24 protein-coding genes are annotated in these 24,617 nt (G+C 70.8%); 16 read left to right on the top strand and 8 right to left on the bottom strand.

What is annotated here, in order from left to right:
• Positions 1–198 precede the first annotated feature (198 nt).
• Positions 199–1,350 (top strand): carbohydrate kinase family protein, encoded by a 1,152-nt coding sequence (locus ACIP6U_RS23135; protein WP_401720863.1) that lies wholly within the window; start codon positions 199–201, stop codon positions 1,348–1,350.
• 27 nt (positions 1,351–1,377) lie between these two features.
• Here ACIP6U_RS23135 and ACIP6U_RS23130 read toward each other — a convergent pair whose 3' ends face one another.
• The gene (locus ACIP6U_RS23130) at positions 1,378–2,100 is read right to left on the bottom strand and encodes an FAD binding domain-containing protein (RefSeq protein ID WP_401720860.1); all 723 of its coding nucleotides are present in this window, start codon (positions 2,098–2,100) and stop codon (positions 1,378–1,380) included.
• A 311-nt stretch (positions 2,101–2,411) separates the two neighbouring features.
• On the opposite strand from ACIP6U_RS23130, the gene ACIP6U_RS23125 reads away from it, so the two are divergent.
• The 5 genes from ACIP6U_RS23125 to ACIP6U_RS23105 are packed head-to-tail and all read left to right on the top strand — an operon-like array spanning position 2,412 to position 7,014.
• Entirely contained in the window at positions 2,412–4,541 is a 2,130-nt protein-coding gene (locus ACIP6U_RS23125; RefSeq protein ID WP_401720857.1) for a PhoH family protein, read from the top strand.
• Positions 4,542–4,553: 12 nt separating this feature from the next.
• Positions 4,554–5,051, top strand: a complete 498-nt coding sequence (gene ybeY, locus ACIP6U_RS23120; RefSeq protein WP_401720854.1) for an rRNA maturation RNase YbeY — start codon at positions 4,554–4,556, stop codon at positions 5,049–5,051.
• Complete coding sequence (locus tag ACIP6U_RS23115) at positions 5,048–6,349, top strand: hemolysin family protein (RefSeq protein WP_401720851.1); 1,302 nt, start codon at positions 5,048–5,050, stop codon at positions 6,347–6,349. The genes ybeY and ACIP6U_RS23115 overlap by 4 nt, the downstream gene beginning before the upstream one ends.
• A gap of 18 nt (positions 6,350–6,367) precedes the next feature.
• Positions 6,368–6,658, top strand: a complete 291-nt coding sequence (locus ACIP6U_RS23110; RefSeq protein ID WP_401720848.1) for a hypothetical protein — start codon at positions 6,368–6,370, stop codon at positions 6,656–6,658.
• The gene (locus tag ACIP6U_RS23105; RefSeq protein ID WP_123999877.1) at positions 6,655–7,014 is read left to right on the top strand and encodes an MmcQ/YjbR family DNA-binding protein; all 360 of its coding nucleotides are present in this window, start codon (positions 6,655–6,657) and stop codon (positions 7,012–7,014) included. The genes ACIP6U_RS23110 and ACIP6U_RS23105 overlap by 4 nt, the downstream gene beginning before the upstream one ends.
• On the opposite strand, the gene ACIP6U_RS23100 is transcribed toward ACIP6U_RS23105, so the two are convergent.
• On the bottom strand, positions 6,976–8,418 hold the full coding sequence (locus tag ACIP6U_RS23100) for an MFS transporter (protein ID WP_401720845.1): 1,443 nt from the start codon (positions 8,416–8,418) through the stop codon (positions 6,976–6,978). The two genes, ACIP6U_RS23105 and ACIP6U_RS23100, sit on opposite strands and share 39 nt — an antisense overlap.
• 140 nt (positions 8,419–8,558) lie before the next feature.
• Between ACIP6U_RS23100 and ACIP6U_RS23095 the strand changes: the two genes are divergently transcribed.
• The 5 genes from ACIP6U_RS23095 to ACIP6U_RS23075 all read left to right on the top strand — a co-directional run bounded on the left by ACIP6U_RS23095 (position 8,559) and on the right by ACIP6U_RS23075 (position 13,077).
• A complete protein-coding gene (locus ACIP6U_RS23095; protein ID WP_124000428.1) occupies positions 8,559–9,380 on the top strand; it encodes a helix-turn-helix domain-containing protein in 822 nt (273 codons plus the stop codon).
• 71 nt (positions 9,381–9,451) lie between these two features.
• Positions 9,452–9,805: a cytidine deaminase gene (locus ACIP6U_RS23090; protein WP_401720842.1), complete on the top strand. Its 354-nt coding sequence runs from the start codon at positions 9,452–9,454 to the stop codon at positions 9,803–9,805.
• A gap of 218 nt (positions 9,806–10,023) precedes the next feature.
• A complete protein-coding gene (locus ACIP6U_RS23085; RefSeq protein ID WP_401720839.1) occupies positions 10,024–10,497 on the top strand; it encodes a hypothetical protein in 474 nt (157 codons plus the stop codon).
• Between the two features lie 142 nt (positions 10,498–10,639).
• A complete protein-coding gene (locus ACIP6U_RS23080; RefSeq protein WP_401720836.1) occupies positions 10,640–11,959 on the top strand; it encodes a beta-xylosidase in 1,320 nt (439 codons plus the stop codon).
• Positions 11,960–12,066: 107 nt separating this feature from the next.
• The gene (locus tag ACIP6U_RS23075; protein ID WP_401720833.1) at positions 12,067–13,077 is read left to right on the top strand and encodes a WxL protein peptidoglycan domain-containing protein; all 1,011 of its coding nucleotides are present in this window, start codon (positions 12,067–12,069) and stop codon (positions 13,075–13,077) included.
• On the opposite strand, the gene ACIP6U_RS23070 is transcribed toward ACIP6U_RS23075, so the two are convergent.
• Positions 12,971–13,309, bottom strand: coding sequence for a P-II family nitrogen regulator (locus ACIP6U_RS23070; protein WP_401720830.1), 339 nt, complete (start codon positions 13,307–13,309; stop codon positions 12,971–12,973). The two genes, ACIP6U_RS23075 and ACIP6U_RS23070, sit on opposite strands and share 107 nt — an antisense overlap.
• Before the next feature lie 82 nt (positions 13,310–13,391).
• Here ACIP6U_RS23070 and era point away from each other — a divergent pair, with 82 nt between their 5' ends.
• A complete protein-coding gene (gene era / locus ACIP6U_RS23065) occupies positions 13,392–14,354 on the top strand; it encodes a GTPase Era (protein WP_401720827.1) in 963 nt (320 codons plus the stop codon).
• Here the strand turns inward: era and ACIP6U_RS23060 are convergent.
• A complete protein-coding gene (locus tag ACIP6U_RS23060; RefSeq protein ID WP_401720824.1) occupies positions 14,351–15,205 on the bottom strand; it encodes a helix-turn-helix transcriptional regulator in 855 nt (284 codons plus the stop codon). The genes era and ACIP6U_RS23060 overlap by 4 nt on opposite strands.
• Positions 15,206–15,324: 119 nt before the next feature.
• On the opposite strand from ACIP6U_RS23060, the gene ACIP6U_RS23055 reads away from it, so the two are divergent.
• Positions 15,325–16,179 carry an NAD-dependent epimerase/dehydratase family protein gene (locus ACIP6U_RS23055; RefSeq protein WP_401720821.1) on the top strand — a complete coding sequence of 285 codons (855 nt, stop codon included), beginning with the start codon at positions 15,325–15,327 and terminating at the stop codon, positions 16,177–16,179.
• A 21-nt stretch (positions 16,180–16,200) separates the two neighbouring features.
• On the opposite strand, the gene ACIP6U_RS23050 is transcribed toward ACIP6U_RS23055, so the two are convergent.
• The 4 genes from ACIP6U_RS23050 to ACIP6U_RS23035 form a co-directional block, all read right to left on the bottom strand.
• Complete coding sequence (locus tag ACIP6U_RS23050) at positions 16,201–17,493, bottom strand: MFS transporter (RefSeq protein ID WP_401720818.1); 1,293 nt, start codon at positions 17,491–17,493, stop codon at positions 16,201–16,203.
• Positions 17,490–18,821 (bottom strand): GH1 family beta-glucosidase, encoded by a 1,332-nt coding sequence (locus tag ACIP6U_RS23045; protein ID WP_401720815.1) that lies wholly within the window; start codon positions 18,819–18,821, stop codon positions 17,490–17,492. The genes ACIP6U_RS23050 and ACIP6U_RS23045 overlap by 4 nt, the downstream gene beginning before the upstream one ends.
• An 82-nt stretch (positions 18,822–18,903) precedes the next feature.
• A complete protein-coding gene (locus ACIP6U_RS23040; protein WP_401720812.1) occupies positions 18,904–19,170 on the bottom strand; it encodes a protealysin inhibitor emfourin in 267 nt (88 codons plus the stop codon).
• Between the two features lie 20 nt (positions 19,171–19,190).
• Entirely contained in the window at positions 19,191–20,261 is a 1,071-nt protein-coding gene (locus tag ACIP6U_RS23035) for a M4 family metallopeptidase (protein WP_401720810.1), read from the bottom strand.
• Positions 20,262–20,608: 347 nt separating this feature from the next.
• Here ACIP6U_RS23035 and leuA point away from each other — a divergent pair, with 347 nt between their 5' ends.
• From leuA to ACIP6U_RS23020, 3 genes are all read left to right on the top strand, one after another.
• Positions 20,609–22,330, top strand: a complete 1,722-nt coding sequence (leuA, locus tag ACIP6U_RS23030; protein ID WP_401720807.1) for a 2-isopropylmalate synthase — start codon at positions 20,609–20,611, stop codon at positions 22,328–22,330.
• Between the two features lie 183 nt (positions 22,331–22,513).
• Entirely contained in the window at positions 22,514–23,209 is a 696-nt protein-coding gene (locus ACIP6U_RS23025; RefSeq protein ID WP_401720804.1) for a TerB family tellurite resistance protein, read from the top strand.
• Positions 23,210–23,424: 215 nt separating this feature from the next.
• Entirely contained in the window at positions 23,425–24,606 is a 1,182-nt protein-coding gene (locus ACIP6U_RS23020; protein WP_401720801.1) for an exo-alpha-sialidase, read from the top strand.
• Positions 24,607–24,617: the final 11 nt, after the last annotated feature.

The following is a 24,617-nucleotide window of genomic DNA, read 5'->3' as shown; positions in this document are numbered from 1 at the left end:
GGGCAGCGGTCGGGGCCGGGGCGGCCGGATCCGGTCGCGGGCGGCGGCCGGGGCGCGAACGCGGTGACGGCGCGGCGGCACGCGGTGGACCTGCGGCTCCCCTCCCCGGCGCGACCCACGGGCGGGCCTGCTGCGACGGCCGGTTGTCGGTGGTGTGGTGCACACTGGCCTGATCCGCACCATGTCAGGGAGTGCACCGTGATCGCGCCCAATGGGAAGGGACCCTCGCCCGTCACCTCGGGACCGCAGTGTCAGGCCGAGGTCGACCCGCTGGCCGCCGTGCGCGCACCGGACGATCCCCCCTGGGACGTGTACCTCACGGGCACGGTCTTCCTCGACATCGTCTTCACGGGTCTGGAGACCGCCCCGGTGCGCGGGACCGAGTCCTGGGCGCGCGGGATGGGGTCGAGCCCCGGCGGTGTCGCCAACATGGCCACCGCGCTGGCCCGTCTGGGCCTGCGCACGTCCCTCGCCGCGGCCTTCGGCGACGACCACTACGGGGAGTACTGCTGGGACGCCCTGGAGCAGGGCGAGCACATCGACCTCTCCACCTCCCGCACGGTTCCCGGCTGGCACTCCCCGGTCACCGTGTCCATGGCCTACGAGGGCGAGCGCACGATGGTCTCCCACGGCCACGAGCCGCCCTCCGAGGCCGTGGCCGTCGCCAAGACCGGCGTCCTGGACAACCCGCCCCGCGCGCGTGCCGCCGTCGCCTCCCTCACGCCCGGCGAGCCCGCCCCCTGGATCGCCGAGGCCGCGCGCCGGGGCACCCGCGTCTTCGCCGACGTCGGCTGGGACGAGACCGGCGCCTGGGACCTGGCGGGCCTGCCCGACCTCGAACACTGCGAGGCCTTCCTGCCGAACGCGGAGGAGGCCATGCGCTACACGGGCGCCAAGTCCCCGCGCGCCGCCGCCCACGCCCTCACCGAACACGTGCCGCTCGCGGTGGTGACCCTCGGCGCGGAGGGCGCCTACGCGGTCGACCGGCGGACCGGCGAGACCGCCGAGGTGCCCGCCATCGCCGTGGAGGCCCTCGACCCCACCGGCGCCGGTGACGTCTTCGTGGCCGGCTTCGTCACCGGCACCCTGGCCGACTGGCCGCTCGCGGACCGCCTCGCCTTCGCGGGCCTCACGGCGGCGCTGTCCGTCCAGGAGTTCGGCGGCTCGCTCTCGGCGCCCGGCTGGTCCGAGATCGCGGCCTGGTGGCGCAAGGTCCAGTCCGTCGAGGCCCAGGACCCGACGGCCCTCCAGCGGTACGCCTTCCTGGAGACCCTCCTCCCGGAGGCGGCGGCGAGACCGTGGCCGCTGCGCCGGGCGGTGCCGACGATCGGCTTCGGCAGATCGACCTGACCGTTCAGGACTCGGAGGATCGGCCCCTCAGCGCTCCCCGGCCCGCCCCAGTACCTCGCTGACCTGCTCATGGACCACCTCGCGCACCTGCGCCGGCAGTGACCCCAGTGCCGTACCGTCCAGCGCCTCCAGCACCGCCTCCGTGCCGGTGTCGCACGGAACGGACTCGCTGATCACCTCGTACCCCTCCCGCACGGCGACCCGTAGCAGGGGGCGCGTGCCCGTGGGGGCGTGGACCGCGGAGGCGACCACGTAGGGCGGGGGGCCGCCCGCCGCCTCGGGGAGCTTGCGGTAGCCGCTGGCGACCGGGGCGCGCCAGTGCAGGCTCAGGAGGAGGGGCTGCTTGGCCAGGAGCTCGGCCAGGTCCGTGCGGATCGGACCCTCCGGTGTCAGCACCAGGGCGCGGGCGCCCAGCACCAGGGCCGCGGGCAGCAGACACCGCAGCGTGCTGCCGACGATGTTCCCGCCCACCGTCGCGGTCCGCCGCACGGCACCCGTGCCTATCCCGGCCGCCGCCCGCCGCAGCACCTCCGGCACCCGCTCGTCGACCTGGTGCAGCAGCACCGCCGCCCCCAGCTCCTCGGCGCCGAGGACGTTCGCCTCCGGCACCTCGCGCAGGGACACGGCCTGTTCCGGGAAGCCGTCCCGTTGCCAGCCCGCCCACACGAGGGTGGCACCACCGACGGGTATCGCCCCCTCGGTCAGGCACCGCTGTGCCTCGGACACGGACGTGGGCAGACGCAGGAGCACGGCCTACCTTCTTTCTCCGGCAGATGATCCGGGCGGACGATCCGGAAGGGCGATCCGGAAGGGCGATCCGGACGGACGGGATGAGCGCCGCCGTCTTCGAACGCGTGTAGCGGCGCACGAATAGTGGTGACGGAGCGCATTCTTCCCACGCGCGGGGGGAGCATGCAGGGCTCATCGCTTCACACAGGGCGCCCACACCCGCGAAAAGCCCTACGGCGTTGTCAGTGCACCGACGTACTCTTGGAACCGCGAGGCCGCCCTCAGCTACGCGGCCGTGACGAGGAGGAATCGCAGGCCTACAGAGCCGGCCCATGACTCAGACACCCACAGCTCCCACCCCCGCGCAGGGGCAGGCCAGAGCACAGTTCACGGTCCCTGCCCAGCACCCGATGGTCACCGTGCTGGGTTCCGGCGACGCCCTCCTGCGCGTGATCGAGAAGGCCTTCCCGGCGGCCGACATCCACGTCCGGGGCAATGAGATCAACGCGGTCGGCGACGCCGGTGAAGTCGCCCTCGTCCAGCGCCTGTTCGACGAGATGATGCTGGTGCTCCGCACGGGCCAGCCGATGACGGAGGACGCAGTGGAACGCTCGATCGCCATGCTGAGGGCGAGCGAGAACGGGAAGGGCGACGGCCAGGAGACCCCGGCCGAGGTCCTGACGCAGAACATCCTGTCCTCGCGCGGCCGCACCATCCGCCCCAAGACCCTGAACCAGAAGCGGTACGTCGACGCGATCGACAAGCACACGATCGTCTTCGGCATCGGTCCGGCCGGCACCGGCAAGACCTACCTCGCCATGGCCAAGGCGGTGCAGGCCCTGCAGGCCAAGCAGGTCACCCGCATCATCCTCACCCGCCCCGCGGTCGAGGCGGGCGAGCGGCTCGGCTTCCTGCCGGGCACGCTCTACGAGAAGATCGACCCCTACCTGCGCCCGCTGTACGACGCGCTGCACGACATGCTGGACCCGGAGTCGATCCCGAAGCTGATGGCGGCGGGAACGATCGAGGTGGCGCCGCTGGCGTACATGCGTGGCAGAAGTCAGCCGGTGTTCACCAACGTCCTGACGCCGGAGGGCTGGCGCCCTATCGGCAGCCTTGAGGTCGGTGACCTGGTCATCGGCTCGAACGGTGAGCCGACCCCGGTACTCGGCGTCTACCCGCAGGGTGAGCGCGACATCTACCGTGTCACTGCCCAGGACGGTTCCTGGACCTTGGCCTGCGGCGAGCACCTGTGGACGGTCAGGACACGCGACGACAAGCGCCGCGACAAGCCGTGGCGGGTCCTGGAGACCCAGGAGATGATCGGCAACCTGCGTGCGGCACACGCTCGCCGGTACGAGCTGCCGATGCTCACGGCTCCCGTCTCCTTCCCGGGGCGTGACGTCCCCATGGACCCGTACGCGCTGGGCCTACTGCTCGGTGACGGATGCCTCACCGGCTCCGCGACCCCGTCCTTCGCGACGGAGGATGCGGAACTGGCCGAGGCACTGGAAGGCGCGCTGCCTGGTGTCGTCGTACGGCACAAGGGCGGACCCGACTACATCCTCAACCGGATCAAGGCACCCGGCGACGTGGTCACCCTGGAAAACCCCGTCACGCGGGTTCTGCGCGAGTTGGATCTGCTGCGCACCCGCTCGCACACCAAGTTCGTCCCGGACGACTACCTGCACAACACCGCCGAAGTACGACTGGCCGTTCTCCAGGGCCTGCTCGACTCCGACGGCGGACCGGTCACGCAGTCCGACCGGACCTGCAGAATCCAGTTCTCCACCACGTCGATCCTGCTGCGTGACGACATCATCGCCCTGGTCCAGTCGCTCGGCGGTGTCGCGTACACACGGCGTCGTCCGGCCGAAGGCCGGGAGCAGGGCACGGCTCTGGCGGCCCACGTCCATGACAGTCATGTCGTGGACATCCGCCTCCCCGAAGGCATCGAACCCTTCCGCCTCGCCCGCAAGCGCGACAAGTACCACGCGGCCGGAGGCGGCGGACGCCCGATGCGGTTCATCGACAGCATCGAGCCCGCGGGGAGGGAGGAGACGGTCTGCATCCAGGTGGCGGCCGAGGACTCGCTGTACGTCACCACGGACTACCTGCTGACGCACAACACGCTCAACGACGCCTTCATCATCCTGGACGAGGCCCAGAACACGAGCCCCGAGCAGATGAAGATGTTCCTCACCCGGCTCGGCTTCGAGTCGAAGATCGTGATCACCGGTGACGTGACGCAGGTCGACCTGCCGAGCGGCACCAAGAGCGGTCTGCGCCAGGTGCAGGACATCCTCGAAGGGGTCGACGACGTCCACTTCTCGCGGCTGTCGTCGCAGGATGTCGTACGGCACAAGCTGGTCGGCCGTATCGTCGACGCGTACGAGAAGTACGACAGCGAGAACGGTACGGAGAACGGCACCCACAAGGGCGCCCGTAACAAGCGGAAGTAGACCAGCACGACCATGTCGATCGACGTCAACAACGAGTCCGGAACCGAGGTCGACGAGCAGGCGATCCTCGACATCGCCCGCTACGCGCTCGCGCGGATGCGTATCCACCCGCTCTCCGAGCTCTCGGTGATCGTCGTGGACGACGACGCCATGGAGCAGCTGCACATCCAGTGGATGGACCTGCCGGGGCCGACCGACGTGATGTCGTTCCCGATGGACGAGCTGCGTCCGCCGGCGAAGGACGACGAGGAGCCGGTGGCGGGGCTGCTCGGGGACATCGTGCTGTGTCCCGAGGTCGCCAAGAAGCAGGGCGAGGAAGCGCCGACGCAGCACTCCATGGACGAGGAGCTCCAACTGCTCACCGTCCATGGGGTGTTGCACCTGCTGGGTTACGACCACGAGGAGCCGGACGAGAAGGCCGAGATGTTCGGTCTGCAGGCCGCCATCGTGGACGGCTGGCGTGCGGAGAAGGGCATGACCGGCCCCTCTCCGGCTCCGACCGTCTCATGAGCCCGCAGATCGTCGCGGGCGCCGTCGCGCTGGTCGTCGTCGCCTGGCTCGCCGCCTGCGCGGAGGCGGGCCTCGCGCGCGTGTCCAGCTTCCGTGCCGAGGAGGCCGTCAAGTCCGGCCGCCGGGGCAGCGCGAAGCTGGCGCAGGTCGCGGCCGACCCGACCCGCTATCTGAACGTCGCCCTGCTGGTCCGCGTGGCCTGCGAGATGGCGGCCGCCGCGCTGGTGACGTACGCCTGTCTCCAGGAGTTCTCCGGCACCACCGAGGCCCTCCTGGTCGCGATCGGCGTGATGGTCCTGGTGTCGTACGTGGCCGTCGGGGTCTCCCCGCGCACCATCGGCCGCCAGCATCCGCTGAACACGGCGACCGCGGCCGCGTACGTGCTGGTGCCGCTCGCCCGGATCATGGGGCCGGTCCCGTATCTGCTGATCCTCATCGGCAACGCGCTCACCCCCGGCAAGGGGTTCCGCCGCGGTCCCTTCGCCTCCGAGGCGGAGCTGCGCGCGCTGGTCGACCTCGCCGAGAAGGAGTCGCTGATCGAGGACGACGAGCGCCGCATGGTGCACTCGGTCTTCGAGCTGGGCGACACGCTCGTACGGGAGGTCATGGTCCCGCGGACCGACCTCGTCGTCATCGAGCGCTACAAGACGATCCGTCAGGCCCTCACCCTCGCCCTGCGGTCGGGTTTCTCGCGCATCCCGGTGACCGGGGAGAGCGAGGACGACATCGTCGGGATCGTGTATCTGAAGGACCTGGCCCGCAAGACGCACATCAGCCGGGACGCGGAGAGCGAGCTGGTGTCGACGGCCATGCGCCCCGCCGCCTTCGTGCCCGACACGAAGAACGCGGGCGATCTGCTGCGCGAGATGCAGCAGGACCGCAATCACGTCGCCGTCGTCATCGACGAGTACGGCGGCACGGCCGGCATCGTCACCATCGAGGACATCCTGGAGGAGATCGTCGGCGAGATCACGGACGAGTACGACCGTGAACTCCCGCCGGTCGAGGAGCTCGGCGACGACCGCTACCGCGTCACGGCCCGCCTCGACATCACCGACCTGGGCGAGCTGTACGGCCTGGAGGAGTACGACGACGAGGACGTGGAGACCGTCGGCGGCCTCCTCGCCAAGGCCCTGGGCCGGGTGCCCATCGCGGGCGCGTCCAGCGTCGTCGAACTGCCGGACGGACGTGAACTGCGCCTGACCGCCGAGGACTCGGCCGGCCGCCGCAACAAGATCGTCACGGTCCTGGTGGAGCCGGTGGACCCGGCCGACACCGAGGCGAAGCCGAAGGAGTGACGGGGGAGTGGGACGGGAGTGACGGAGGCCGACGACGGACCGGTGGCCCGGATGCGGGTGACCAACAGCGGTACGGCGATGCTGGAGCTGATCCTGGAGCCGTACGGCAGCGACCACTGGCTGCGGCCGGAGGAGACGTTCGTGGTGGAGACGTACGGCTTCGGGGACGGCGATCCCTTCGAGGTCGTGCACGAGCCGGCACGGGTGACGGTGTACCTCGACGGGCACGGGGATGTGGTGGACGTCCACGGTGGCGTGATCGACTGCGGTCACGGCCGTCCGGCGACCGGTGAGGAGACGACCGTATGACCCCTGACGAACTGCGTGGCCTCTGCCTCTCGTTCAACGCCGCCGTCGAGGACTTCCCCTTCACCCCCGAGACCTCCGTCTTCAAGGTGCTCGGGAAGCTGTTCGCGCTGACCCGCCTCGACGGCAGCCCGCTCACCGTGAACCTCAAGTGCGACCCCGAGGACGCGGTGCGGCTGCGGGAGGAGTACCCCGGGCTGATCATCCCCGGGTATCACATGAACAAGCGGCACTGGAACACGGTCACGGTCGACGGCGAGCTCCCGGACCGGGTGGTCCGGGAGCTGGTGGAGGACTCGTACGACCTGGTGGTGGCCGGTCTACCGCGCGCCGAGCGGCTCCGCCTCGACCGCCCCTGAGCGCACCCGCAGGCCCACCGCGACCAGTGCGGCGGCGGCCAGCACGATCACCGAGTCGATCGCCAGGACCGTGTGCACGCCGGACAGCAGGTCGTCCGAGGTGGTGGCGAGGACGCCCAGGAGCGGGATGCCGACGGTGAGGCCGATCTGCTGGGTGGAGGTGACCAGCCCGGTGGCCAGGCCCTGTTCCTCGTCCGGGACGCCCGAGGTGACGGTGACGCCGTAGGAGATGATCGCGCCCAGGTGGCACATGCTCGCCAGCGAGACGGCGGTCGTGGCGAGCCAGACCGACCAGGTGTGGGCGTTCAGGCCCAGCAGGGCGGCGACCAGCGCGCCCTGGCCGGCCAGCGAGAGGGCGAGGGTGCGGCGGGCGCCGAGCCGGCCGATGACCTTCGGGGCGTACGCGCCCGCCACCGCCGACAGGACGCCCTGGACGCCGAAGACCAGGCCCGTCTCGAAGGCGGACAGGCCGAGGACCTCCTGGAAGTACAGGGTCAGCACGAAGACGACCGTCGACATCATCGAGAAGGTGACCAGGCCGCCGATGTTGCCCCACGCCACCGTGCGGCGGCGCAGCATCGGAAGCGAGACCAGGGGCTGGGCGGTACGGGACTCGACGGCCACGAACGTGGTCAGCAGCAGAACGCCCGCGACGAGGGTGACGATGACGTCCGCGCCGCCGAAGCCGCGGTCGGCGGCGGTGGACAGGGCGTAGATCAGGGCGAGCAGGCCCGCGGTGACGGTGATCGCGCCGGGGATGTCCAGACGCGGACGGTCGGGGGTGCGGGACTCGGGGAGCAGGCCGGGGGCCAGCGGCAGGACGATCAGGGCGAAGAGGGAGAGCAGGCCCATCGTCGAGCGCCAGCCGAGCGCGTCGGTCAGCACACCGCCGGCCACCATGCCGACGGTGAAGCCCAGCGAGAGCAGGGTGCCGGAGATGCCCAGGGCGCGGTCGCGGGCCGGGCCCTCCGGGAAGGTCGTCGTCAGCAGGGACATGCCGGTCGGCACGATCGCCGCCGCGCCCAGGCCCTGAAGCGCCCGCCCGGCCAGGAAGGACGCCGGGTCCCAGGCGAAGGTGGCGAGCACCGAGGCGGCGCCGAACAGCGCGAGCCCGGTCAGGAACAGTCTGCGGCGGCCGTAGAGGTCGCCGATGCGGCCGAAGAGCAGCAGGAACCCGCCCGACGGGAGCGCGAACGCCGTCACCGCCCACTGCAGGGCCGAGGTGCTCATGCCCAGGTCCGGGCCGAGGACCGGCAGGGCGACGTTGAGGACGGAGAAGTCGAGGGCGACCATGAACTGGGCCGCGCACAGGACGAACAGAACGAGCTTGTCCCGCGTGGACAGCCGGGGAGTGCCGTGCGAAGGGGTGGACGGAGTGGTCGGGGTCGTGGTCTCGATCGCCATGGCAAGAGCATCGGGCGGCCGGAATAAGCGTGGGGAGTCGGAACTTATCGTGGTGGTGGCACCACCAGACAGAGGGGGATCTGTACGTGGCTGAGGACGTGGGCAGGAGCCATCGGCGGACCGAGTTGCGCGAGTTCCTGATGAGCAGGCGGGCCCGGGTGAGTCCGGCCGAGGCGGGACTGCCCGACGGCGGCGCCCGGCGCCGTACCCCGGGGCTGCGCCGCGAGGAGGTCGCGGTGCTCGCCGGCGTGGGCGCCTCCTGGTACCAGTGGCTGGAGCAGGGCCGGGACATCTCGGTCTCCCCGCAGGTCCTGGACGCGGTGGCCCGGGTGCTGCGGCTGAGCGGCACCGAGCGCCGGCATCTGTACGTGCTGGCCGGACTGAACCCGCCGGTGCCCGAAGTGGCCCCGGAGAAGCGGGACATGTGCGAGGGGCTGCGCCGGCTGATCGACACGTGGATGCCGTATCCGGCGCACATCATGGACGCGTACTACAACTGCGTGCAGTACAACGCGGCCGCCGCGATCGTGCTCGGCATGCGGCAGGAGGGCACGCAGAACTGCCTGGTCGACTTCTTCACCGACCCGCTCTACCGGTCCCGTTCCAAGAGCTGGGAGAAGAACGCGCGGACGGTCGTCGCGCAGTTCCGGGCGGCCTCCTCCGCGCGGCCCGACGACGAGGGGTACCAGGAGCTGCTGGACCGGCTGCACGCGGACAGCCCGGAGTTCGCCGCACTGTGGGCGGAGCGGGACATCGAGGACGCCGGGCAGATCCGCAAGGAACTGGACCATCCGCTGGCCGGACTGCTGGTCGTGGAGTCCACGGCGATGCGGGTGCCGGCCCGCCCCGACCTGACGATCGTGCTGCACACCCCGCTGGACGAGGCGAACACCGCGGCCAAGCTGGAGTGGCTGGCCTCCCCGCAGGCGCGGCGCGGGGCGATGTACCCCGTGGCGGGCTGACGCGAGCCGCCCCGGGTGACGCGGGTACCCCGTGGCCGGGTGGCGAGGGCGGCTCTTCGTATGCTCTGGGCATGACCGACAGCAACGCGCTCGACCCCGAGGACCGCAAGATCGTCACCCTGGCCCGCTCCGCGCGGGCCCGCAACGGTGTGCCCGAGGGGGCGGCCGTACGGGACGACACCGGCCGTACGTATGTCGCCGGGACCGTCGAGCTTCGGTCACTGAAGCTGAGCGCGCTGCGCACCGCGGTGGCGATGGCGGTGGCTTCCGGGGCGAAGTCGCTGGAGGCGGCGGCGGTCGTCACGGAGGCCGACGCGGTGCCGGACGGGGATCTCGCGGCCGTGGCTGACCTGGGCGGAGCCGGGACGCCCGTGCTGCTGGCCGGACCCGACGGCACCGTGCGGAGCACCGCGACCGCAGGCTGAAAATCGCTCTTTTCAGAGTCGGCCGGAATTCAACCTTGCCGCCTCCGTGTCTCTCACGCATCAATGGAACCGTTAGTTCCGACGGACCGTCAGATTCCGGCGACAGCTCCACCACCCCCCACTCGGCGCCCCGCACCGCGCCCCGCCGACGGCCCGTTCGGACCTCTCCCATCCATCCCCACATGGCAATTCCCGCACGGGAAGGGAGCCGGATCCCCATGAACGGCAAACGAATCAGTACAGGTGCGGCGATGGCGGTAGGGGCCCTCGCGGCCGCTTCGCTCGCGTTCGCGCCCAGCGCCCTCGCCGTCACCCCGCAGGAGGCGACGATCAACGCCGACTGCGGCATCTTCGGCGGTGGCCAGGCCACGCTCACAGCCACCCAGGACGGCACGGCGGCCACCATCACCGTCACGTCCGCGATCACCGCTCCGATCGCCCTGTCGGAGGACTCCATCTCCTCCACGCTCACCCTGGTGAACGCGAGCGGCGGCACCACCGCCTTCACCGGTACGGAGAACCCGGCGATGGCCACCGGCGACCCCGTCACCGTCGGCCCGCTCAACGGCACCGTGGCCTCCGGCGACAGCCTGGAGGCGTTCGGCGGCTCGCTGCAGATGACCATCTTCGGCATCAACGTCACGTGTACGGCGACCGCGGCGCAGTCGCCGGGGCCGTTCGTGTTCGACTGATGTAGTTCATTGATGAGCCGTCAGTTCCTCTGCTCCATACAGGAACTGACGGCTCATCAGTTCGTTTCGGCGTCTCCATTGACTTCTCACGCGATCCGCACATCAATGCCCCCAGCGAGCACAGAGAAGAGGGGGCACACCCATGGGTTCGCACAACCGAAGACGCCGCTGGGCGTCACTGCTCGCGGGAACCGCACTCGCGGTGACCGCGGGCGGCGCGCTGGCCTGTCCGGCCGGCGCAGCGGGTACGAACGTGGACTTCGGCACGCACTGCATCCCGCCCGCCATCGCCGGCATCCCGCCGATCGACGGCACCACCACCGCCAACGTCTCGGTGGACAACACCAGCCCGAAGGTCGGCGACACCCTCACGGTGACCTACACCGTGGTCAAGCCGGCCGCCAACAACCCGACGGCCATCGCCCTGCCGGCCGACATCATGACGCCCACCGGAAAGGTCACCCTGGGCGGCGCGCAGACCGGTTCCGTGACCGTCACCGGGCCCAAGAAGAACGACCCGGTGCCCGGCAACGGCGCCTTCCCGTCGTTCTCCATGACCGGCACCTTCACGGTCACCGCGCCCGGCGCGATCACCCTCTCGCCCGGCGACTACAACATCCACACCAGCTACATCCTGGAGCTGGACACCCCCTGCACGGTGATCACCCCGCCCGCGCCGGTCTCCCAGACCGTCACCGCGACGGACGCCAATCCCACCAACAACCGTGCCATCTCGCTGGGTTCGGCCTCCGGGAACCCCGGTGACAGTGTCACCGTGAGCGGCACCGACTTCACGCCGGGCGCGACCGTCACCCTGGCCGGGCGCTCCGGGTCCACCCAGACCGCGGACACCGCGACCGTCACCGCCGGCAGCAACGGCGCCTTCAGCGGCTCGCTCGTCGTCAACGACAAGACGACGACCGGGATCGTGGCCTACGAGGGCAGCGCGTGGAACGCCGAGAAGGGCGCGGGACCCGCGGCCTACCTCGTCAACGACACGACACCCGTGCCGGACGGCAGCCAGAAGCTGACCACGACCGTGAAGGCGGGGACGCTGTCGATGTCCCAGGCCGGCGACTCCGTGGCACTCTCGGCGGTCGACTTCGGTCAGGGCGGGGCCTCCACCGGGGCCCTGAACGCCGTCACCGTCAAGGACTACCGCGGCGGCCCCGCGGGCTGGTCCCTGACCGGCAAGGTCACCGACTTCACCGGTCCCGGCGCCAAGATCGATGCCGGGAAGCTGAGTTGGAGCCCTGCCTGCGCCACCAAGGCGGGCAGTCCCAGCACCTGCCAGGCCGGTTCCGCCGGCTCGGTGGGCCTCTCGGGCGCGACCCTCGCGGCGGCCCCCGACGGGACGGTCACCGGCGGTGAGTTCACCGTCGACGCCGGACTGTCGCTGGACGTACCGGCGTTCACGCCTCCGGGCTCGTACTCCGGAGTCCTGACGCTCACGCTCAGCTGACGGCAAGGGCGTCCGCACCCGCCCGCCCCACTCCCTCCCGTCCTTCTTCTCGTCCTTCTCCTTGTCCTTCTTCTTGTCCATGGTCTCGTCCGTGGGGGTCCGCACCCATGCGCAAGCTGTACGTCCTCCTCCTGGGCCTCCTGCTCGCCTGGCAGGCCGCGCCCGCGCACGCCGCCGACAACGGCAGCTGGTCCGTCTATCCCGTCTCCTCGGCCGTCGCCGCGCGGCCCTACTTCTATCTCTCCGCCGATCCCGGGCAGACCATCGACGACAAGGTGGTCGTCGCCAACAAGACGGGGAAGCCGCTGACCTTCCGGCTGTACGCGGCCGACGCCTACAACACCGCCCGCGACGGCGGGTTCGCGGTGCGCACGGTCGACGAGAAGCAGCGGGGCGTGGGGGCCTGGGCGAAGCCCGCGAAGACCCGGGTCACCGTGCCGGCCCACAAGACGGTCACCGTCCCCTTCACCCTGACGGTGCCCGAGGGTGCCGAACCGGGCGACCACCCGGGCGCGTTGGTCGCGCTGGACGAGCGGATCGACAAGGGCGACGGATCACTGGCCCTGGGTGTGCAACGCGCCGTCGCCGCCCGGGTGTACCTCCGGGTGGGCGGGCCGACCCTCCCCGCGCTCGCCGTCGAGAACGTCCACATCACCCACCACCAGCCACTGGTACCGGGGTTGGGGGACAGCGACGCGACGATCTCCTACACCCTCCGCAACACCGGCAACGTCACCCTCGATCCGAAGGTGACGCTCAAGGCGCAGGGCCTGTTCGGCCGTACGCTCCTGTCCCGCGGTCTGACCCGGATCCCCGCCGAACTGCTGCCAGGGCAGAGCGTGAAGCTCAGCGAGCCGTGGAAGGGCGCGCCCCAACTCGACTGGGGGGACGTCACGTTGACCGCCAGCGCGCCGGGCACGCGGCAGTCGGAGAGCGCCTCGTTCTTCGCGCTGCCCTGGCTCGCGGCGGCGCTGCTGCTGGCCGTGGGGTTCGTGGGCGGAGTACTGGCGGTCAGAGCGCGTCGGGACCGCGCTCACCCGTCCGCACGCGTACGACCGTCTCGACCGGCATCGCCCACACCTTCCCGTCCCCGATCTTCCCCGTCCGCGCGGCTTTGACGATCGCCTCCAGAACGGGCTCCGCGTCGGCGTCCTCGACGACGACCTCGATCCGGACCTTCGGCACGAGGTCGACCTGGTACTCGGCGCCCCGGTAGACCTCGGTGTGGCCGCGCTGACGGCCGTACCCGCTGGCCTCGGTCACGGTCAGACCGTGCACGCCGAGCTCCCGCAGGACGGTCTTCACCTCGTCGAGGCGGTGCGGCTTCACGATCGCGGTGATGAGCTTCATGCCGCGCACCATACGGCCCGGGCCGGTCCGTCCCGGGCCCCGGGTGCACGCTTGTACGGCGTGGGCTCGTGGATCAGGGAGAATGGGCGCCATGAGCGTTCGCACCCAGTCATCCGAGCAGCCGGCCGAGTCCGCCCACCGCGCCGGCTTCGCCTGCTTCGTGGGCCGCCCCAACGCGGGCAAGTCCACCCTTACGAACGCTCTGGTCGGCCAGAAGGTCGCGATCACCGCGAACCAGCCGCAGACCACGCGGCACACGGTACGCGGGATCGTGCACCGGCCCGACGCCCAGCTGATCCTGGTCGACACCCCGGGGCTGCACAAGCCGCGCACGCTGCTGGGCCAGCGGCTCAACGACGTCGTGCGCACCACCTGGGCCGAGGTCGACGTGATCGGCTTCTGCCTGCCGGCGAACGAGAAGCTCGGCCCCGGTGACCGCTTCATCGCGAAGGAACTGGCGGGGATCAAGAAGACCCCGAAGGTCGCCATCGTCACGAAGACGGACCTCGTCGACTCCAAGACCCTCGCCGAGCAGCTCATCGCCATCGACCAGCTCGGCAAGGAGCTGGGCTTCGAGTGGGCGGAGATCGTGCCGGTCTCGGCGGTCGCGGACCAGCAGGTCGACCTGCTCGCCGACCTCCTCGTCCCCCTCCTCCCGGAGGGTCCGGCCCTCTACCCCGAGGGCGACCTCACCGACGAGCCCGAGCAGGTCATGATCGCGGAGCTGATCCGTGAGGCCGCGCTGGAGGGCGTCCGCGACGAGCTGCCGCACTCCATCGCCGTCGTCGTCGAGGAGATGCTCCCCCGCGAGGACCGCCCCGCCGACAAGCCCCTCCTCGACATCCACGCCTTCGTCTACATCGAGCGCCCCAGCCAGAAGGGCATCATCATCGGCCCCAAGGGCGCCCGCCTGAAGCAGGTGGGCATCAAGTCCCGCAAGCAGATCGAGGCACTCCTGGGCACGCCGGTCTTCCTGGACCTGCACGTAAAGGTGGCGAAGGACTGGCAACGCGACCCTCGCCAGCTGCGCAAGCTGGGCTTCTAGCGCGCTGTGCCCTGCGGCGTCATGTCCTGAAGGCCGACCACCCTCAGCAGGCGCAGGCGTTCGTACGACTCCGTTCCCGGGCGGGCCGTGTGGATGATGAGTCGGTGGCGGTGGTCGGGGGCCAGGAGGATCTCGCAGTCGAGTTCCAGGAGGCCCACCAGCGGGTGTTGGAAGCGTTTGGTCGTGGACCGGCGTACCGCCACCTCGTGTTCGTCCCACAAGGTGGCGAACTCCTCGCTGGACGCCCGTAGTTCGGCTACCAGCGCGGCCGGTTCCGGGTCGTCGGGACGGGCCGCGGCGACCGCGCGGAGGTCGGCCACGTGGGCGCGGGCGTGATCGGGGCGGTCCTCCGGAGGGAAGAGCGTGCCGCCGTCCGCGTACAGGAAGAAGCGGCGCAGCATGTTGCGCTCCCGGGGCGGACGGGCGAGCGCGTCTCCCGACAGCGCCCTCGACATCGCGTTCTGCGCCAGCAGCTCACCGCAGTCCGTCACCACCATCGCGGGGGTGTCGTGCAGGCGGTCCAGGACCAGGAGGAGGCCCGGGCGGACGTGCGTCGACGGGCTGTCGCGGCGCGGAGGCTCCTCGCCCGCCAGGTGGAACAGGTGGTCGCGTTCGTCGTCCGTCAGGCGCAGGCCGCGTGCCAGGGCCGTCAGCATCTGGCGGGACGGGTGCGGGCCCCGGGACTGTTCCAGGCGGGTGTAGTAGTCCACCGACATGCCCGCCAGCTGCGCCACCTCCTCGCGGCGCAGCCCCGGCGTACGGCGGCGCGGGCCGGCCGTGAGGCCCACGTCCGACGGGTCCAGCCGGGCCCGGCCGCGGCGCAGGAAGTCGGCGAGTTCGGTTCGGTCCACCCCTCCAGCGTGCGGCATGCGGTCCGGCTTATCCAGGGACCGCCGATCCCCCGATCAGCAGGTCTCTCCCGGTCCCGGCCCCGGCGCCGGAGGGTGGTCGGTGACGAGAGGAGCACATCATGCTGACGTTGGTGACAGGCACGACCGGTCAGGTGGGCCGGCGGTTGGTCCCGAGGCTGCTGGCCCAGGCCCGGCCGGGGGAGGTGGTACGGGTCCTCGTGCGGGACGCGGCCAGGGGCGAGCGGTTCGCCGAACTGGGCGCCGAGGTCGTGGTCGGCGACCTGCGCGACGAGGAATCGCTCGGCAAGGCGGTGGCCGGAGCGGACGCGGTACTGAATGTCGCCGCCTCCTTCCGCGGGGTGCCGGACGAGGAGGCGTGGGCCGTCAATCGGGACGCTGCGGTCGCCCTGGGGCGTGCCGCGCTGGCCTCCGGAGTCGAGCGGTTCGTGCAGGTCAGCACCGGGATGGTGTACGGCGTCGGGCGGGGCCGCCCGCTCGTCGAGGAGGACGAGAGCCGGCCCGGCGGCCAGATGTGGGGCGCCTACAACGAGTCGAAGGTGGCGGCGGAGCGGGAACTGCTCGCCCTGGAGGGCATGGACGTGCGCGTCGGCCGACTCCCCTTCGTCTACGGCGAGGGGGACCCGCATCTGGCCAACGCCCTGATGTGGGCCAGGAACTGGGCGCCCGCCCAGCGACTGCACATGGGTCATCACGCGGACGTCGCCCAGGGCCTGCTGCGGCTGCTGTACGCGCCGGGAGTCGCCGGGCGGATCTACAACATCGCCGACGACGCCCCCGTCACGACGGTCGAGCTGTACCAGCTCAACGGCGTCGACGTACCCGCCGGACTACAGGACAACCCGGACCCCGACCCGTGGTTCGGCATCATGTCCACCCAGCGGATCCGCCGGGATCTGGGATTCCGGCCCATCCATCCGAGCGTGTGGGCCGCCCGGGACGCCGGAGCCCTCTGAAGCCGGACCGCGTCGGGGCCCTCAGTCCACGCCCCTGATCCGCCGCACCAGCACCGCCCCCGCCAGCCCGACCACCGCCGCCACCAGGTACAGCATCCGGTAGCCGCCCAGGTACGTCACGATCGGCGCGGCGAGGGCGGGGGCCGCGACCTGGGGCAGGGCGTTCGCCACGTTGATCACGCCGAGGTCCTTGCCCCGGTCCCCGGCCTTCGGCAGGACGTCCGTCATCAGGGCGAAGTCGACCGAGGTGAAGACGCCGAAGCCGATACCGAGGACCGCCGCCGCGACGATCGCGCCGGGCCAGGTCTGCCAGACCGCGAGCCCGGCCGTCGCCACCGCCATCAGGATCCCGGACCAGATCACGAACGGCTTGCGCCGGCCCAGCCGGTCCGACCACACCCCGCCGACGACGACCGTGGCGAGCAGCGTCAGCCCGTTCACCGCGGTCAGGATCAGCACGCCCTGGTCGGGGTCGTCGTAGTGCAGGCGGTCGCGCAGGTAGTACAGGAGGTAGAGCAGCACCAGCGCGTTGCTGAGGTTGATCAGGAACCGGGTCAGCCAGGCCCAGCCCAGATCCGGATACCGGCGCGGGCTCAGCCAGAAGCCCGCGAGGAACGACCGCCACGACCACGGCGGCCGGTCCGACACCGGCAGCCGCAGATCCGGGTACTTCAGGACGTACGGCAGCACACCCACGACCGTGAACACCGCGCAGGCCGCGTACCCGGCCCCGATGCCCCCGACCACCGTCGCCAGGCCCGTCCCGCCGACCACGCCGAGGATCTGCGCGGCCCCCAACCACCCGCCCACCGAGCCGCGTTGGAGCCGGGGCACCCGGTCCGGCACCGCCGCCGTGACCGCCGCGAAGGCCGCGTTCAGGGTCAGCTGGACCAGGCACCAGCCCAGCGCCATCGTCCACACCCCGCCCGCCCCCGCGAGCAGCAGCAGGGACAGCGCGCCGCCCGCCGCCCCGGCCACGATCCACGGCGTACGGCGGCCCCAGCGCCCCGTCGTCCGGTCCGACAGGGCGCCGAAGAACGGGTTGGCGGCGAGCGAGACCAGCGCGCCCGCGCCGGTCACCCAGGCCAGCATCGCCTCCTTGGACATGCCGGAGCCCGGCGCGAAGTCCTTCGCCTGCGAGGCCAGCAGGATCTGCAGCGGGCCGTACCAGCCCACCCAGATCGCCCCGTTGGCGAGCGAGAGGGACACCGTCCAGCCGCGCCCGACCCGTTCGACGGGCTCGGCGAGCGCGGCCGGGGAGCCTTGGGAGTCCTGCGAACGGGAGTTCTGGGAGTCCTCCAAGGGGGCTGTCATCTCTGCGCCTTTTGCGCCCGGAGCAGGTCCTGGAACCACGTGTACGAGGCCTTCGGCGTGCGCACCTGCGTCTCGTAGTCGACGTGCACCAGACCGAAGCGGCGCTGATAGCCCTCCGCCCACTCGAAGTTGTCGAGCAGCGACCAGGCGAAGTAGCCGCGCACGTCCACGCCGGCCGCCACCGCGTCGTGCAGGGCCCGGACATGGCCGTCCAGGTAGGCGATCCGGTCCTGGTCGTCGATGCCCTCGTAGGAGCAGCCGTTCTCGGTGATGACGACCGGCGGGAGGCGGTCGCCGTAGCGCTCGCGGAAGCCGGTGAGGAGTTCCGTCAGGCCCCCGGGGACCACGGGCCAGCCGAAGTCGGTCCGCGGGACACCCTCGATCTCCCTTACGGAGAAGGGGAGTTCGGCGGGCATGGTGAGGCCGCCGAACTCGATCTCCGCGCCCTGCGGGGCGCCCACCCGGGTCGGCGCGTAGTAGTTGATGCCGTACCAGTCGAGGGGTTCCGCGATCACCTTCAGGTCCGACTCGACGTCGCCGGGCATCAAGTCGCCGATGCCGTCCGGGTACCGGCCGAGCAGGAGCGGGTCGGAGAAGAGGCGGTTGAGCAGGAGGTCGTAGAACTCCGCCGCCTCCACGTCGGCCGCCTCCTCCGAGGCCGGCCAGGTCGGGCCGTGCGAGTTGGCGATGCCGATGTCGTTCGCACCGGCCGCGCGCAGGGCGCGTACCGCCAGGCCGTGCGCGAGGAGTTGGTGGTGGGCGACCGGGAGCGCGTCGAAGAGCAGCTTCTTCCCGGGTGCGTGGGCGCCCAACGCATGGCCCAGCAGGGTGTGTTCGGCGGGTTCGTTGAGGGTGATCCACTTCTTCACCCGGTCACCGAGCCGCTCCGCGACGACCGACACGTACTCCGCGAAGTGCGGGGCGGTGTCCCGCTCCAGCCAGTCCCGGGTCACCGGCAGGTCCCAGTGGAAGAGGGTGGGGACCGGGCGTACGCCGGCCGCGCACAGCTCGTCCACGAGACGGTCGTAGAAGTCCAGTCCGCCCGGCGAGTTCACCCTCGGCCAGGAGATGGAGAAGCGGTACGCGTCCACGCCCAGGCCGGCCAGCAGGGCCACGTCCTCGCGGTAGCGGTGGTAGTGGTCGCAGGCCACGGCCGCGGTCGAGCCGTCCTTGATGTGCCCCGGTTCGGCCGTGAAGACATCCCACACCGACGGTTCGCGCTCGTCCACGGCCCCCTCGATCTGGTGCGCCGAAGTCGACACACCCCACAGGAAACCGTCAGGGAACCGAGGGATCGGATGCGCCGCTGCACGCGGATCAGTCGCCATGGGCGGGATCATCCTTACCCCTCGGTAGGGAAGTCAACGCCCCCGCGTGAACTGCCGGTTACGCCCCTCCCCGGGGCCCTCCCTAGGCCCCTTCCTTCAACACCCTGGAGATCAGCTCGCGTTGCTCGTGGGTGAGTCGGGGATCGGCCGCGTACACCGTCTTCCCGTCCACGGTGATCTCGTAGCTGAAGCCGTCCGGCACCCCCGGCGGCCGGCTGCCCCGGCCGCCGGACAACGCCTGTTGAGCCAGGGCCTGCCATTCGAGGGCATCGGGCCGCCCCGAGGTGTCCACCTCCGCGTGCCGCTCGATGCCCGCGAACCCGCCCGTGCGCCGTACCTGAATACGCATGGGCCCTGTCTAGTACGGACTCACGAAATCCGCACCCCGACCTGCTCCCACGCCTTCGACACGGCCTGGAGCTCCTCGCCCCCGTCGCCGTAACGCTCGCGCGCGGCCTTCGCCGTCAGCTTGGCGAAGTCGGCGAACAGGGCGCTGCTGGTGAGCTCGCCGCCGGTCAGGACGTCGTACCAGACCTGACCCGCCTTCTCCCAGGCGTTGCCGCCGAGCGCGTTCGCCACCAGGTAGAACGCGTGGTTGGGGATACCGGAGTTGATGTGCACGCCGCCGTTGTCGCGCCCGGTGCGGACGTAGTCGTCCATGGTCGCGGGCTGCGGGTCCTTGCCGAGCACGTCGTCGTCGTACGCGCTGCCCGGTTCCTTCATGGAGCGCAGCGCCTTGCCGGTGACGCTCGGGGCGAGCAGGCCCGCGCCGATCAGCCAGTCGGCCTCGGCGGCGGTCTGGCCCAGCGTGTACTGCTTGATGAGCGAGCCGAAGACGTCGGACATCGACTCGTTCAGGGCGCCGGGCTGGCCGTAGTACGTGAGGTTGGCCGTGTACTGGGTGACGCCGTGGGTCAGTTCGTGGCCGATGACGTCGATCGGGATGGTGAAGTCGACGAAGATCTCGCCGTCGCCGTCGCCGAACACCATCTGCTCGCCGTTCCAGAAGGCGTTGTTGTACCGCTCGTCGAAGTGGACGGTCGCGTCCAGCGGGAGGCCTTCGGCGTCGATCGAGTGGCGTCCGTAGGCCTTGAGGTAGAGCTCGAAGGTGGCGCCGAGGCCGGCGTATGCGCGGTTGACCGTGGCGTCCTGGCCCGGGTCGGCGCCCTCGGCGCGGACTTTGGTGCCGGGGAGGTCGGTGCCGTGTTCGGCGTCGTAGATGGTGCGGAGTGGCTGGTCCGACGCCGCTTTTTCCTGCGGTGTCGGGGCCAGGGAGAACTCGGTGGTGACCCTTCGCCTGCCTCGTAGTTCGCTGTCGCGGACCAAGGTCTGTTGCGCTGGGCCGGAGAGGTTCGGGTCGTCGTTCCTGGCCAGGTGGTCGAGGATGTGTGGCGGAACGACCGTGCAGAAGACGGGCGTGAAGCCCCCGTTTGTCGTCATGTGCGGCACCTTGGCACTGCGTTATGCCGGTGTCACTAGCTGCAACCATGATTGGTGAAATATGGGGATGATCCCGCCGTGGCTGGTTGCGCTGTGTTAGACGCTGCGGCCCGGTGGGGGGCTGGTCGCGCAGTTCCTCGCGCCCCTTAACGGCATCACGGTCCCGCATGTTGATACGGGGCCGCCTGTTGCGGATGCCTCGGATAACATACGTGCATCATGCGTTTCGGGCTGCTCCTTCTTAGCTGCCGCGGCGAGGGCCTGTAAGACAGGTCGACTCCCTCCCCGCGGAGCTTGGCGTTGCGTCGTCGGCCGTCCTTCCGGACATCCTGAGGAGCTCCCCGATCATGGTGAATCGCCAGCAGCCCAGCCGTATGCCGATCCACAAGTACGGCCAGTACGAGCAGGTCGACATTCCGGACCGCACGTGGCCCGGCAAGCGCATCACCGCCGCCCCCCGCTGGCTCTCCACCGACCTGCGTGACGGCAACCAGGCCCTGATCGACCCGATGTCGCCCGAGCGCAAGCGCCGGATGTTCGACCAGCTGGTGTCGATGGGCTACAAGGAGATCGAGGTCGGGTTCCCGGCCTCCGGTCAGACCGACTTCGACTTCGTGCGCTCGATCATCGAGGAAGAGGGCGCGATTCCGGACGACGTGACGATCTCCGTGCTGACCCAGGCCCGTGAGGATCTGATCGAGCGGACCGTGGAGTCGCTGAAGGGTGCCAAGCGGGCGACCGTGCATCTGTACAACGCGACCGCGCCCGTCTTCCGGCGCGTGGTCTTCCGTGGGTCCAAGGACGACATCAAGCAGATCGCCGTCGACGGGACGCGGCTGGTGATGGAGTACGCCGAGAAGCTGCTGGGCCCCGAGACCGAGTTCGGGTACCAGTACTCGCCGGAGATCTTCACCGACACCGAGCTGGACTTCGCACTGGAGGTCTGCGAGGCGGTGATGGACGTCTACCAGCCGGGTCCGGGGCGCGAGATCATCCTCAACCTGCCTGCCACGGTGGAGCGTTCGACGCCGTCCACGCACGCGGACCGCTTCGAGTGGATGGGCCGCAACCTGTCCCGCCGCGAGCACGTCTGCATCTCCATCCACCCGCACAACGACCGCGGTACGGCGGTGGCGGCGGCCGAGCTGGCGCTGATGGCCGGCGCCGACCGCGTCGAGGGCTGTCTGTTCGGCCAGGGCGAGCGGACCGGCAACGTCGACCTGGTCACCCTGGGCATGAACCTGTTCTCGCAGGGCGTCGACCCGCAGATCGACTTCTCCGACATCGACGAGATCCGTCGTACGTGGGAGTACTGCAACCAGATGGAGGTCCACCCGCGCCACCCGTACGTGGGCGACCTGGTCTACACGTCCTTCTCCGGCTCCCACCAGGACGCCATCAAGAAGGGCTTCGACGCCATGGAGGCCGACGCGGCCGCGAAGGGCGTCACGGTCGACGACATCGAGTGGGCCGTGCCCTATCTGCCGATCGACCCGAAGGATGTGGGGCGCTCCTACGAGGCCGTCATCCGGGTCAACTCGCAGTCGGGCAAGGGCGGGATCGCGTACGTCCTGAAGAACGACCACAAGCTGGACCTGCCGCGCCGTATGCAGATCGAGTTCTCGAAGCTCATCCAGGCCAAGACGGACGCCGAGGGCGGCGAGGTCACCGGCGGTGCCATCTGGGCGGTGTTCCAGGACGAGTACCTGCCGAACCCGGAGAACCCCTGGGGCCGCATCCAGGTCCGCACCGGCCAGTCGACGACGGACACGGACGGGGTGGACACGCTCACCGTCGAGGCGACCGTCGACGGCGAGGACACCGTCCTGACCGGTAGCGGCAACGGCCCGATCTCGGCCTTCTTCGACGCCCTGCAGTCCGTCGGCGTCGACGTACGCCTGCTGGACTACCAGGAGCACACGCTGGCCGAGGGCGCCTCCGCGCAGGCCGCCTCCTACATCGAGTGCGCGATCGGCGACAAGGTTCTGTGGGGAATCGGGATCGACGCGAACACGACGCGTGCGTCACTGAAGGCCGTCGTGTCCGCCGTCAACCGCGCGACCCGATAGTCACTCTGACCGGCGGTTTCGGGGCCTTGGTCGTCGTATACGGCGATCAAGGCCCCGCATTTTTCGGCCACCCGGACGTGGAGGTCACGGAAAGGTCTCTTCCGGGGTGATGACTACGCCTCATCTATGTGGCTAACATCACGCAGGTGCGGCGATGTTGCCGCGGCATTACGGAGGTGCGACGTGCTGCCAGTACGGGGACGAGACGGCCGTGCTTCCCGGCTTGCCCGGATCCTGGGCACGCGCACCGCGTGGACACCCGTCGGCGACGGGGAGTTCTTCTGCCCCGGCTGCGGGGGCGACCGCAACTACCAGCGGCTGACCGGCCGCCGCCGCTTCATCCTGCTGGGTGTGCCGGTGCTGCCGCGCGGCGAGACCGGGCCGGTCGTGGAGTGCGGCGCCTGCCGCCGCCACTTCGGCACCGACGCCCTCGACCACCCGACCACCACCCGCTTCTCCGCGATGCTCCGCGACGCCGTGCACACCGTCGCCCTGGCGGTCCTCGCCGCGAGCGGCAGCTGCTCCCGTACGGCCCTGGAGGCCGCCGCCGGGACGGTCCGCGCGGCCGGCTTCGACGACTGCACGCAGGAGCAGCTGAACGCGCTCGTGGAGGCGCTGGCCGCCGACACCGGCCGGGTCTACGGCCAGCCGTGCGGTGCCGGACTCGCCATAGAGCTGCACGAGGCCCTCGACCCGCTCGCCCCGCACCTCGCTCCGGTGGGCCGCGAATCGATCCTGCTGCAGGGTGCCCGCATCGCCCTCGCGGACGGTCCCTACACCCCGGCCGAGCGCGAGGTCCTCACGACGGTGGGCGGGGCCCTGACGATCTGCGCGGACGACGTGACCCGGCTCCTGGAGTCGGCGCGTACGCCGTCCTGACGCATTCCGGGGGAGTGGGGGACACCCGTCCGGGCGAACCGCCCGACGCCGTTCGTACGGTCGTCGAGGGCGTCGCCCCGCCGTTCCCAGGGCGGACCGTGGGGATTCCGCAGGCATCGACGCGGGTGTAGCCGCGCGAGCGCGCGCAGGTCGAGATCGCCGACACCGGGGAGCATGTGACGGAAGGTCAGAGTCGCACGGCCCTAGGGAGATCGATGACCATCCTGAGCCGCACCCTTGTCGTCGCCGCGGTCCTCGCGGCCCCCCTCACCGCGACCCCGCACGCCTCCGCGGCCGGCTGTACGTCCTCCGTGCCGTACGTCTCGGGGCAGGGTGGCTACGACACGTACCGGATCCCGGCGGCGGTCACCACCGGGCGGGGCACGGTGCTCGCCTTCGCCGAGGGCCGGCGCACCGGCGCGTCCGACACCGGCAACATCGACGTCGTGCTCAAGCGCTCCGCCGACGGCGGGTGCACCTGGGGCTCGCTCCAGGTCGTCACCGAGGGGGACGGGGACACCCGCGGCAACCCGGCGCCGGTGCTCGACCCGCTCACCGGCGCCGTCGTCCTGGTGACGTCCTACAACAGCGGCCTGGTCACCGAGCCGCAGATCATGCGGGGCGAGGTGACGCCCGAGCAGAGCCGCCGGGTGTTCGTGCAGCGCAGCTGGGACGACGGCCGCACCTTCTCCGCGCCGGTCGACATCACGGCCCAGGTCAAGGAGCCGAACTGGCGCTGGTACGCCACCGGGCCCGGCCACGCCGTCGCCCTCGCGAGCGGCCCGCACGCCGGCCGCCTCGTCGTCCCCGCCAACCACTCCGCCGCCCCGCCCGAGGGCTCCACGGACACCGGCCAGGAGCGCAAGTACTACGGCGGCCACGCGATCTACAGCGACGACGGCGGCACCACCTGGCACATCGGCTTCGTCGACTCCTCGTACGAGGGCTACGACAACGCCAACGAGACCAGCGTCACCGAACTCCCGGACGGCAGGCTCTACTTCAGCTCCCGCGACGAGGGCGGCAGCAGCAAGGGCAACCGGCTCGACAGCTACTCCTCCGACGCCGGCCAGACCCTCGACCGCCCCTACCGTCAGCAGCCCACCCTCGGCGATGTGCCGGCCGTCCAGGGCAGCGTCCTGCAACTCCCCGAGCCGGGCGCTCCGTTGCTCTTCTCCGGCCCGTCCGTGCCCACCGCCCGCCAGGCGATGGCGATCTGGCGCAGCACGGACGGCGGCGCGACCTTCACCAAGGCGCTGACCCTGTCGACTCAGCGGGCCGCCTACTCCGACCTGGTGCGGCTCGGCTGGGAGACGGTCGGGCTGCTGTACGAGACGGGTGTGGCGGGTACGTACGAGACGATCGAGTTCCGCCGGCTGCCGACCGACAGCCTCTGAGTGACCCGGGA

The organism is Streptomyces sp. NPDC088794 (genome assembly GCF_044750545.1).
GTDB lineage: Bacteria > Actinomycetota > Actinomycetes > Streptomycetales > Streptomycetaceae > Streptomyces.
This window is presented reverse-complemented; position numbering and strand designations above follow the sequence as displayed.